Origin of the sequence: Pseudomonas sp. BN417 (assembly GCF_029871205.1) — a bacterium.
Taxonomy (GTDB): Bacteria; Pseudomonadota; Gammaproteobacteria; order Pseudomonadales; family Pseudomonadaceae; genus Metapseudomonas.
Window position 1 is genome coordinate 128,106 of sequence record NZ_SSOJ01000115.1, and the last position, 9,440, is coordinate 137,545.

Consider the following 9,440-nt stretch of genomic DNA (forward strand, 5'->3'; position numbering starts at 1 on the left):
AGGAAACCCCATGAGCCAAGCCGTTACCACTCAGAACAGTGCCAACAGCCTCACCGGGCTGCTCCTGCCGCTGACCGACCGAACCCTGCTGGTGCCCAACGTGGCCCTGGCCGAACTCATTCCCTACCGCGCACCGCAGGCCACGCCGGGCCTGCCCGCGTGGCTGCTGGGCCAGGTGGCCTGGCGCGACCTGCGCCTGCCGCTGCTGTCCTTCGAGGCCGCGGCCGGTGGTGAGGCCAGGATCGGTCCGGGCGCCCGCGTGGCTGTGCTCAACGCCCTGGGTGGCCGTCCCCATGTGAAATTCATCGCCCTCCTGCTGCAGGGCATCCCGCGCTCGCTGAAGCTGGAAGAAGACCTCCCGCGCGCAAACGCACCGCTGGCCGCGCTGGAGCTGGATTCCGTGCAGCTGGGCACCGACGTGGCGAAGATCCCCGACCTGGTGGCGCTGGAGCAGATGCTGGCGGATGCCGGCCTGATCTGACGCTTGTGGAGTTTTTGTAGGAGCGAATTTATTCGCGAAAGCAGGCCCCCAGGCCTGACCTGCGGCGTCCGAGCCGGCTCCGGTTTCCCTCTCCCTGAAGGGAGAGGGGGCTGTCCGTGCCAGGTCGAAACCGTGGTGCTTTTCCTGTGGGGGCGAATTCGTTCGCTGAGCAGACCGCAGGTCTGCCCACGGCAGCCTCTTAGAAATCCCCCCACAGCTGCTGCGCCACGGTCAGTGCCACCACCGGGGCCGTCTCGGTCCGCAACACCCGGGGCCCCAGCCGTGCCGCATGGAATCCGGCCGCCTTGGCCGCGTCCACCTCGGCGTCGGACAGGCCGCCCTCGGGGCCGATCAGGAAGGCCAGGCTGCCCGGCCGGGCATGGTTGGCCAGGGGCTCGGCCACAGGGTGCAGGACCAGCCGCAGGTCAGCTTCCACCTGCCGCTGCCAATCGGCCAGTGCGACCGGTGCATGAATCACCGGCAGCACCGAGCGGCCGCACTGCTCGCACGCGCTGATGGCGACCTGGCGCCAGTGGGCCAGGCGCTTGTCGGCGCGTTCGTCCTTCAGGCGCACTTCGCAGCGTTCGCTGACGATGGGACTGATCTCGGCCACGCCCAACTCGGTGGCTTTCTGGATCGCCCAATCCATCCGCTCGCCTCGCGACAGGCCCTGCCCGAGGTGCACCCGTAACGGCGATTCGGCCATGCCGGCAAGGGCATCGCGCAGCTCCACCCGGACGGTCTTCTTGCCCACCTCCACCAACTCGCCCAGGTACTCCTGGCCCGAGCCGTCGAAGAGTTGCACGGCGTCGCCCGCTGCCAGGCGCAGCACGCGGCCGATGTAGTGGGCCTGGGTTTCGGGCAGCTCGTGCTGGCCGAGGGAGAGCGGGGCGTCGATGAAGAAGCGGGAGAGGCGCATGGGCGTTCGGGGCAAAGGGAGGACAGGCGCGCAGTTTAAGGCTTGGCGCTGCCTCCGGGTAGGTTGGGCCAAGCTCTGCGCGGCCCAACGAGGTACACCTCGGGGGCGTGTTGAGCTTCGCGGAGCTCTGCCCAACCTAAGAAAAGCTGCTAGCCCGGATCCCGGTGGTTGGGGTGCAGGTCCGTCGCCACCTGCACGCTGACCGACTCGCGGGTGGCGATGTCGATGCCTTCGCTGGCCACCTCGGCGAGGAAGTCGATCTGCTCCTCGGTAATCACGTAGGGCGGCAGGAAGTACACCACGTTGCCCAGCGGCCGCAGCAGCGCGCCGCGCTCCAATGCATGCTGGAAGACTTTCAGGCCACGGCGCTCCTGCCAGGGGTAGGGCGCCTTGCTGGCCTTGTCCTGGACCATCTCGATGGCCAGCACCATACCGGTCTGGCGTACCTCGGCGACATGGGGATGGTCGGCCAGGTGGGCCGTGGCGGTGGCCATGCGCATGGACAGCTTGCGGTTGGCCTCGATTACCCGGTCCTCTTCGAAGATATCCAGGGTGGCCAGGGCGGCTGCGCAAGCCAGGGGGTTGCCGGTGTAGGTGTGGGAGTGGAGGAAGGCGCGCAGGGTCTGATAGTCGTCGTAGAAGCCCTGGTAGACGGCCTCGGACGTGAGCACCGCGGCCATCGGCAAGTAGCCGCCGGTGAGGGCCTTGGATAGCACCAGGAAGTCCGGGGCGATGCCGGCCTGCTCGCAGGCGAACATGGTGCCGGTACGGCCGAAACCGACAGCGATCTCGTCGTGGATCAGGTGCACGCCATAGCGGTCGCAGGCCTCGCGCAGCAGCTTGAGGTACACCGGGTGGTACATGCGCATGCCGCCGGCACCCTGGATCAGCGGCTCGACTATCACCGCGGCGACCTCCTCGTGGTGTTCGGCGAGGGTGCGTTCCATATGGCCGAACATGGCGCGGGAGTGTTCCTCCCAGCACATGCCTTCAGGGCGCAGGTAGCAGTCCGGGCTGGGCACCTTGAGGGTGTCGAGCAACAGCGACTTGTAGGTTTCGGTGAAGAGCGCGACGTCGCCCACCGACATCGCGGCCACTGTTTCGCCGTGGTAGCTGTTGGTCAGGGTGACGAAGCGCTTCTTGCGCTCCAGGCCCTGGTTACGCCAGAAGTGGTAGCTCATCTTCAGCGCCACTTCGATGCCGGAGGAGCCGTTGTCGGCATAGAACACTCGGTCCAGCCCCTTGGGCGTGATCTTCACCAGGCGCTCGGACAACTCGATCACCGGTTGGTGGCTGAAGCCGGCAAGGATCACGTGTTCCAGCTGATCGACCTGGTCCTTGATGCGCTGGTTGATGCGCGGGTTGGCGTGGCCGAAGACGTTGACCCACCAGGAGCTGACGGCATCCAGGTAGCGTTTGCCCTCGAAGTCTTCCAGCCAGACCCCTTCGCCGCGGCGGATGGGCACGACCGGCAGGCGTTCGTGATCTTTCATCTGGGTGCAGGGGTGCCAGAGCACGGCGAGGTCGCGTTGCATCCAGTCGGCATTGAGGCCCATGAGTCGTTCTCCTGTAGCGTTCGGCGAAGCCTAAGCAAAGCATCCACCCGGAACAAGCAGGACGCCGTCCGCAGCCCTGAGGACACGTCTGGCCCGGCCGCTGGGGCTGGCGTATCCTGCGCGCCAATTTCGAACGACACTGCTTCACCGGGGAGACACTTCATGCCTGCAGCCTGGCGCGCCTTGGCGCTGATCGTATTGGGGGGGCTCAGCGTTACGGCGCTGGCCAAGGACAAGCAGCCGACGGCGATCGTCATCGGCGGCGGGATGGCCGGCCTGACCTCCGCCTACGAATTGCAGCAGAAGGGCTGGCAGGTCACCCTGCTCGAGGCCAAGCCGAGCATCGGCGGCCGTTCGGGGCTGGCCACCAGCGAGTGGGTCGGCAGCGCCAAGCTGCAGCCCAGCCTCTACCGCTACCTCGACCTGTTCAAGCTGAAGGCCGTGCCGGCGCCGGATTATGTGCGCCAGCCGGGCTATCTGGTGGGTGGCCGCTACTACTCCGAGGCTGACCTGCTCAAGGAGGCGCCCAGCACGGTGGAGGGCCTGAAGCGCTTCGACAAGAGCCTGGACGACCTGGCCGCCTCCATCGACGACCCGCTCAAGCCGCTGGCCAACCACACCCTGCAGACCCTGGACTCCATCAGCGTCGCACGCTGGCTGGAGAAGCTGAGCCTGTCGCCCGCCGCCAAGGCCCTGGTGGATCAGCGCATCCGCTCGCGCTATGACGAGCCGTCGCGCCTGTCGCTGCTCTACCTGGCCCAGCAGGCCCGCGTCTACCGCGGCCTGCCGGACAGCGAGATGCGCGCCGCGCGTCTGCCCGGCGGCAGCCAGGGCCTGGCTCAGGCCATGGCCAAGCAGATCAAGACCATCAAGACCAACGCCCGTGTGTCCGCCATCGTGCAGGAGAAGGACGGCGTGACGGTCAAGGTTGGCGGCACCGGCTACAGCGCCGACTACGTGGTTCTCGCCGTGCCGCTGCCGGCGCTCGACAAGATCAGCCTGACCCCCTCGCTCTCGGCCCTGCAGCTGCGCGCCCTGAAGGACATCAACTACGGCTGGCGCGACCAGATGCTGCTCAAGTTCAAGAAGCCGGTCTGGGGCAAGAGCCGCCTCTCCGGCGAGGTCTACAGCGACCAGGGCTTGGGCATGCTCTGGGTCGAGCCGGCGCTCAAGGGCGGCGCCAACCTGCTGATCAACCTGTCCGGCGACAACGCGCGCCTGATGCAAGCCTTCGGTGACCGTCAGTTGATCGACCAGGTGCTGATCCGCTTCGACAAGCTCTATCCTGGCGCTCGCGAGCAGTTCAAGGGCTTCGAGCTGCGTCGCTACGGCAAGGATGCCCTGGCCGGCGGCGCCTACCTGGCCTACGGTCCGGGCGAGATCAGCCGCTACTGGCGACTCTGGGAGCAGCCCCTGGGCCGGGTCGTGTTCGCCGGCGAACATACCGACGCGCTCTATCCGGGCACCCTGGAAGGCGCCCTGCGCAGCGGCCAGCGCGCCGCCGCCCAGGTGACCGACCTGCGCGACGGCAAGGCCGTGGGTCCGGTGGAGGCGGTGGCCCAAGCCAAGCCCGAAGCGGCAGCCAAGGCCTCTACCAAGGAAGAGAAGAAGGGCTTTTTCTCGCGCCTGTTCAACTGATCCATGCCGCCGGCGGCGAGCCCTCTCGTCGCCGGCCCCTTCCTTCCCCAGCGCCATTCGGCCGCATCCGACGAACGTCCGGCGCTTTCCCGCGACCAGGTTCTGCAAAGACCCATTCGTTATAAGTATCGTATTGCTCGATATTTCAAAGCGAAAAATTCCGCTTTAATTCGATAGTTTTATCGATAGGCTTTATCCGTCGCATTACTAGGTCCGCCTCTTCCAAGGATGTATTTCATGCAATGGCGTAACTCCTCGTCCCGCTTCGGTCTGGTCAGCATTGTTCTGCATTGGGGGGTGGCCCTGGTCTTCGTCGGGCTGTTCGCGCTGGGCCTGTGGATGGTGGGCCTGAACTACTACAGCAGCTGGTACAAGACCGCCCCGGATATCCACAAGGGCGTGGGCATCCTGCTCTTCCTGGTGATGCTGGTGCGTCTCGGCTGGCGCTTCGCCAGCCCGCCGCCGCCGGCCCTGCCCAACCATGGGCCGATGACCCGCCTGGGCTCCAAGCTGGGTCACCTGGTGCTCTATGTCGGGCTCTTCGCCCTGATGATCTCCGGCTACCTGATATCCACCGCCGAAGGCCGTGGCATCAGTGTGTTCGGCTTGTTCGAAGTGCCGGCCACCCTGACCGCCATTCCCGATCAGGAAGATGTCGCCGGCCTTATCCACGAGTACCTCGCCTGGGGCCTGCTGATCTTCGCCGGTATCCATGCCCTGGCCGCCCTCAAGCACCATTTCATCGATCGCGACGCGACCCTGACCCGCATGCTCGGTCGCGCCGCCAAGTAACGCTGCAACCTCTAATCAAGGAGATCCACCGATGCTGAAGAAAACCTTCGCTGCACTGACCCTCGGTGCCGCACTCTTCGCCGGCCAGGCCATGGCTGCCGACTACGTGATCGACAAGGAAGGCCAGCACGCCTTCGTCAACTTCGAGATCGGCCACCTGGGCTACAGCTATATCTATGGCACCTTCAAGGACTTCGACGGCAGCTTCAGCTTCGACGACAAGAACCCCGAGGCGAGCAAGATCAAGGTGACCCTGAATACCGCCAGTGTCGACACCAACCACGCCGAGCGTGACAAGCACATCAAGAGCGCCGACTTCCTCAACGTCGGCAAGAACCCCACCGCCACTTTCGAGTCCACCTCAATCAAGTCCACCGGCCAGGGCACTGCCGACGTGACCGGCAACCTGACCCTGAATGGTGTGACCAAGCCGGTGGTGATCCAGGCCAAGTTCGTTGGTGAAGGTGACGACCCCTGGGGCGGTTACCGCGCGGGCTTCAAAGGCGCCACCACCATCAAGTTGAAGGACTTCGCCATCCAGAAGGACCTCGGCCCGGCTTCCCAGGAAGCCCAGCTGATCATCTCCTTCGAGGGCGTGCGTTCCTGAGCACGCTTTCCTGCTCCAGCAAAACGCCGGCCTCCAGCCGGCGTTTTGCTGTCCGGCCCAGGCGTTCAGGACGCGGCGGACGGGCTGCGGGGCGAGGCTCAGGGTGAGCGACGTCAGGCGTAGCCAGCCCTGGAATATCTCGGCATCGGCATTGTCAAAGCAGGAGAATCTGCTGGGCGGGCCACCCACGCGCTCGATCCATGATGCGTGCGCGCAGCATGCTTTCTGTGGAATCTGACCGAACTACCCAGACGATCAACCAGGTCTACACAGGATCTCCCGCCCATCAACAAGGAGATTCACCAATGCTGAAGAAAACCTTCGCCGCGCTGACTCTCGGCGCCGCGCTGTTCGCCGGCCAGGCTATGGGTGCCGATTACGTGATCGACAGGGAAGGCCAGCATGCATTCGTCAACTTCAAGATCGGCCACCTGGGCTACAGCTACATCTACGGCACTTTCAAGGACTTCGACGGTTCCTTCAGCTTCGACGACAAACACCCCGAGGCCAGCAAGATCAAGGTCACCCTGAAGACTGCCAGCGTCGACACCAACCACGCCGAGCGCGACAAGCACATCAAGGGCGTACTCCTCAACGTCAGCAAGTACCCCACCGCCACCTTCGAGTCCACCTCGGTGAAGTCCACTGGCCAGGGCACTGCCGACGTGACCGGCAACCTGACCCTGAACGGCGTCACCAGGCCGCTGGTGATAAAGGCCAGGTTCGTTGGTGAAGGTGACGACCCCTGGGGCGGCTACCGCGCCGGCTTCGAAGGCACCGCCACCATCAAGCTGAAGGACTTCGCCATTCAGAAGGACCTCGGCCCGGCTTCCCAGGAAGTTCAGCTGATCATCTCCTTCGAGGGCGTGCGTTCCTGAGCGCGACAGGCTCCACAAGACGCCGGCCAAGTGCCGGTGTCTTGCTTTCCAGGCAGTTTGGTCCGGGCATCCGGCGAAATGACCGGTAGGGTGCGCCGCGCGCCAGCGGCCTTGCGCCGAGGTTCCGGTGCGCACAGCGCACCCTACGGGGCTGGTGGGAGGATTTGCTTCCTGCACAAACGAAAACGCCGGCAGCGAGCCGGCGTTTTCGTGAGCAGGGGAACCTAGCGGTTGCGGGTCAGCAGCGCCGGTTTCTCGCCGCGCGGGCGATTGCTCTGTTGCAGCTCGTCCAGCTGCTCGGGCGTGGGGTAGCGGTCGCCGCGAGACTCCTTGTGGATGATCTTCGGCGCCGGCTTGCTGCCGCGCGGATCCTGCACGGCCGGCTCGTCGCGACCACGGGAGACCAGTTGGTCGTCACGGCGCGGGCCATTGCCGCGGCTCTTGGCCGGCTTGCCCGGGCGCTGTTGGCCCTGTTTCTGGCCGCTACCTGGGCTGCCACCCTGGCCGCCACCCTGGCGTCGGCCCTGGTTGTCTCCCTGTCCCTGGCTGCGCCCCTGGCCGCTGCGGCCTTGACCCTGGCCTTGGCCCTGACCTGAACCCTGGCGTTGGGCCGGAGCCTGGCCCTGGCCTGGTCCGCCACGGCGCTGGTTGCGGCCCTGGCCCTTGGGCGGGTAGGGGCTGACGTAGTCGACGCGGTTGCCGAAGTTGTCCACTTCGTCGTCGAGGAACTCTTCCGGGTCGCGATTGGCTGTCTGCTGCTGCGGGCGCTGCGGGCGCTCTTGCTTGGGCTGTTGCGGCTGTTGCGGCTGGCTGCCGGCGGCCTGCTGGCCTTGCTCCTGGCCCTTGCCCTTGCCGCGGCGGCGATTGCGGCTCTTGCGCGGCTTGTCTCCGGCGCCTTCGCCGGCTTCCTTGGCCTCGCCGGGGCCTTGCGGCGCGGCGGCCTTGGCCTCGCGCTTGGGCTTGTCGGCGCGCGGCTGGCGCTCGGGACGCGGCGGACGGGCTTCGGGGCGCTCGACCTCGACGCTCGCCGGGTCGAAGCCCAGGGTGTCGCCGGCCGGGATCTTCTGCTTGGTCAGGCGCTCGATGGCCTTCAGCAGTTTGTCTTCATCCGGTGCTACCAGGGAAATGGCCTCGCCGCTGCGCCCGGCACGGCCGGTACGGCCGATGCGGTGCACGTAGTCTTCCTCGACGTTGGGCAGCTCGAAGTTGACCACGTGGGGCAACTGGTCGATGTCCAGGCCGCGGGCGGCGATATCGGTGGCCACCAGGATGCGGATGTCGTTGGTTTTGAAGTCGGCCAGGGCCTTGGTGCGGGCGTTCTGGCTCTTGTTGCCGTGGATCGCCATGGCCGCCAGGCCATGCTTGGTCAGGTATTCGGCCAGGCGGTTGGCGCCATGCTTGGTGCGGGTGAATACCAGGACCTGCTCCCAGGCGCCGACCGTGATCAGGTGCGCCAGCAGGGCGCGCTTGTGGCTGGCGGGGAGGTGGAAAACGCGCTGCTCGATACGCTCCACCGTGGTATTCGGCGGGGTCACTTCGATGCGTTCGGGATCGTGCAGCAGCTTGTTGGCGAGGTCGACGATGTCTTTCGAGAAGGTTGCCGAGAACAGCAGGTTCTGGCGCTTGGGCGGCAGCTTGGCGAGGACCTTCTTCACATCGTGGATGAAGCCCATGTCGAGCATGCGGTCGGCTTCGTCGAGCACCAGGATCTCCACGTGGGAGAGGTCGATGGCGCCCTGGCCGACCAGGTCGAGCAGGCGGCCGGGGCAGGCGACCAGGAGGTCTACGCCCTTGGACACGGCCTGGATCTGCGGATTCATGCCGACGCCGCCGAAGATGCAGGCGCTGATCAGGTTCAGGTCGCGTGCATAGATCTTGAAGCTGTCATGCACCTGGGCCGCGAGTTCACGGGTCGGGGTCAGGACCAGCACGCGCGCCTGGCGCGGGCCGTGCCGGTGAGACTTGTCGGGGTGACCGTTGGGGAACAGGCGCTCCAGGATCGGCAGCGCGAAACCGGCGGTCTTGCCGGTGCCAGTCTGGGCCGCAACCATCAGGTCGCGACCTTGCAACACGGCGGGGATGGCCCGCTGTTGCACGGGAGTGGGCTGGGCGTAGCCGGCGGCTTCGACGGCGCCGACCAATGCCTCGGAGAGACCGAGGGAAGCAAAGGACATGGGAGATCCTGTGTAGTTCTAAGGGGCTGGCCCGATGGGGTGAACTGTCTGGCTCGAATCGCGGCGATGGCACGCGATCCCGACCGGTCCTGCTGGCCAAAGGGGTGGCCGAACATCCGGGCGTATGCCTGACGGGAGCGCCGAGTATAACAGCTCCGCTGCAATGTACAGCCCTTGTGGCGCTCAACGGTTGGAAAGAAAAAAAGGTTCTTCGCGGATTACCGGGGAGATTTTGCTCAGACCGGATAGGCAATCTGGTGTGAGTGAGGCTTGAGGTTCTGGTGTTCAGCTCATTGCCGAGCGGGCTTCAGGTCTCTGTTTCGCCCTCCCGGGCGAGTCCCTTTTCCAATCGCCGGATGGCCGGCCCCGTGAAAACAAACCAAAAAACTTGCCCC

The 9,440-nt window shown here is 65.7% G+C and carries 8 protein-coding genes; 5 read left to right on the forward strand and 3 right to left on the reverse strand.

Annotated elements, in window-relative coordinates; all coding sequences use genetic code 11:
* Nucleotides 1-10: 10 nt before the first annotated feature.
* The gene (locus E8F11_RS14615; RefSeq protein ID WP_280289531.1) at nt 11-481 is read left to right on the forward strand and encodes a chemotaxis protein CheW; all 471 of its coding nucleotides are present in this window, start codon (nt 11-13) and stop codon (nt 479-481) included.
* A 199-nt stretch (nt 482-680) separates the two neighbouring features.
* Here E8F11_RS14615 and E8F11_RS14620 read toward each other — a convergent pair whose 3' ends face one another.
* Together E8F11_RS14620 and E8F11_RS14625 are read right to left on the reverse strand one after the other, a co-directional pair.
* Entirely contained in the window at nt 681-1,400 is a 720-nt protein-coding gene (locus E8F11_RS14620) for a 16S rRNA (uracil(1498)-N(3))-methyltransferase (RefSeq protein WP_280289532.1), read from the reverse strand.
* Nucleotides 1,401-1,549: 149 nt separating this feature from the next.
* A complete protein-coding gene (locus E8F11_RS14625) occupies nt 1,550-2,956 on the reverse strand; it encodes an adenosylmethionine--8-amino-7-oxononanoate transaminase (RefSeq protein ID WP_280289533.1) in 1,407 nt (468 codons plus the stop codon).
* Between the two features lie 162 nt (nt 2,957-3,118).
* Here E8F11_RS14625 and E8F11_RS14630 point away from each other — a divergent pair, with 162 nt between their 5' ends.
* The 4 genes from E8F11_RS14630 (at nt 3,119) to E8F11_RS14645 (ending at nt 6,871) form a co-directional block, all read left to right on the forward strand.
* Nucleotides 3,119-4,594 carry a flavin monoamine oxidase family protein gene (locus E8F11_RS14630; protein ID WP_280289534.1) on the forward strand — a complete coding sequence of 492 codons (1,476 nt, stop codon included), beginning with the start codon at nt 3,119-3,121 and terminating at the stop codon, nt 4,592-4,594.
* Between the two features lie 237 nt (nt 4,595-4,831).
* On the forward strand, nt 4,832-5,386 hold the full coding sequence (locus E8F11_RS14635; RefSeq protein WP_280289535.1) for a cytochrome b: 555 nt from the start codon (nt 4,832-4,834) through the stop codon (nt 5,384-5,386).
* 31 nt (nt 5,387-5,417) lie between these two features.
* Nucleotides 5,418-5,993, forward strand: coding sequence for a YceI family protein (locus tag E8F11_RS14640; protein ID WP_280289537.1), 576 nt, complete (start codon nt 5,418-5,420; stop codon nt 5,991-5,993).
* 305 nt (nt 5,994-6,298) lie between these two features.
* Entirely contained in the window at nt 6,299-6,871 is a 573-nt protein-coding gene (locus E8F11_RS14645; protein ID WP_280289538.1) for a YceI family protein, read from the forward strand.
* Between the two features lie 224 nt (nt 6,872-7,095).
* On the opposite strand, the gene E8F11_RS14650 is transcribed toward E8F11_RS14645, so the two are convergent.
* Complete coding sequence (locus tag E8F11_RS14650; protein WP_280289539.1) at nt 7,096-9,045, reverse strand: DEAD/DEAH box helicase; 1,950 nt, start codon at nt 9,043-9,045, stop codon at nt 7,096-7,098.
* Nucleotides 9,046-9,440 lie beyond the last annotated feature (395 nt).

Bases quoted from the DNA above. Each gene is read 5' to 3' on its own strand.
- E8F11_RS14630 (WP_280289534.1), top strand. From the start codon at position 3,119: ATGCCTGCAGCCTGGCGCGCCTTGGCGCTGATCGTATTGGGGGGGCTC.
- E8F11_RS14640 (WP_280289537.1), top strand. From the start codon at position 5,418: ATGCTGAAGAAAACCTTCGCTGCACTGACCCTCGGTGCCGCACTCTTC.
- E8F11_RS14645 (WP_280289538.1), top strand. From the start codon at position 6,299: ATGCTGAAGAAAACCTTCGCCGCGCTGACTCTCGGCGCCGCGCTGTTC.
- E8F11_RS14650 (WP_280289539.1), bottom strand. From the start codon at position 9,045: ATGTCCTTTGCTTCCCTCGGTCTCTCCGAGGCATTGGTCGGCGCCGTC.
- E8F11_RS14635 (WP_280289535.1), top strand. From the start codon at position 4,832: ATGCAATGGCGTAACTCCTCGTCCCGCTTCGGTCTGGTCAGCATTGTT.
- E8F11_RS14615 (WP_280289531.1), top strand. From the start codon at position 11: ATGAGCCAAGCCGTTACCACTCAGAACAGTGCCAACAGCCTCACCGGG.
- E8F11_RS14620 (WP_280289532.1), bottom strand. From the start codon at position 1,400: ATGCGCCTCTCCCGCTTCTTCATCGACGCCCCGCTCTCCCTCGGCCAG.
- E8F11_RS14625 (WP_280289533.1), bottom strand. From the start codon at position 2,956: ATGGGCCTCAATGCCGACTGGATGCAACGCGACCTCGCCGTGCTCTGG.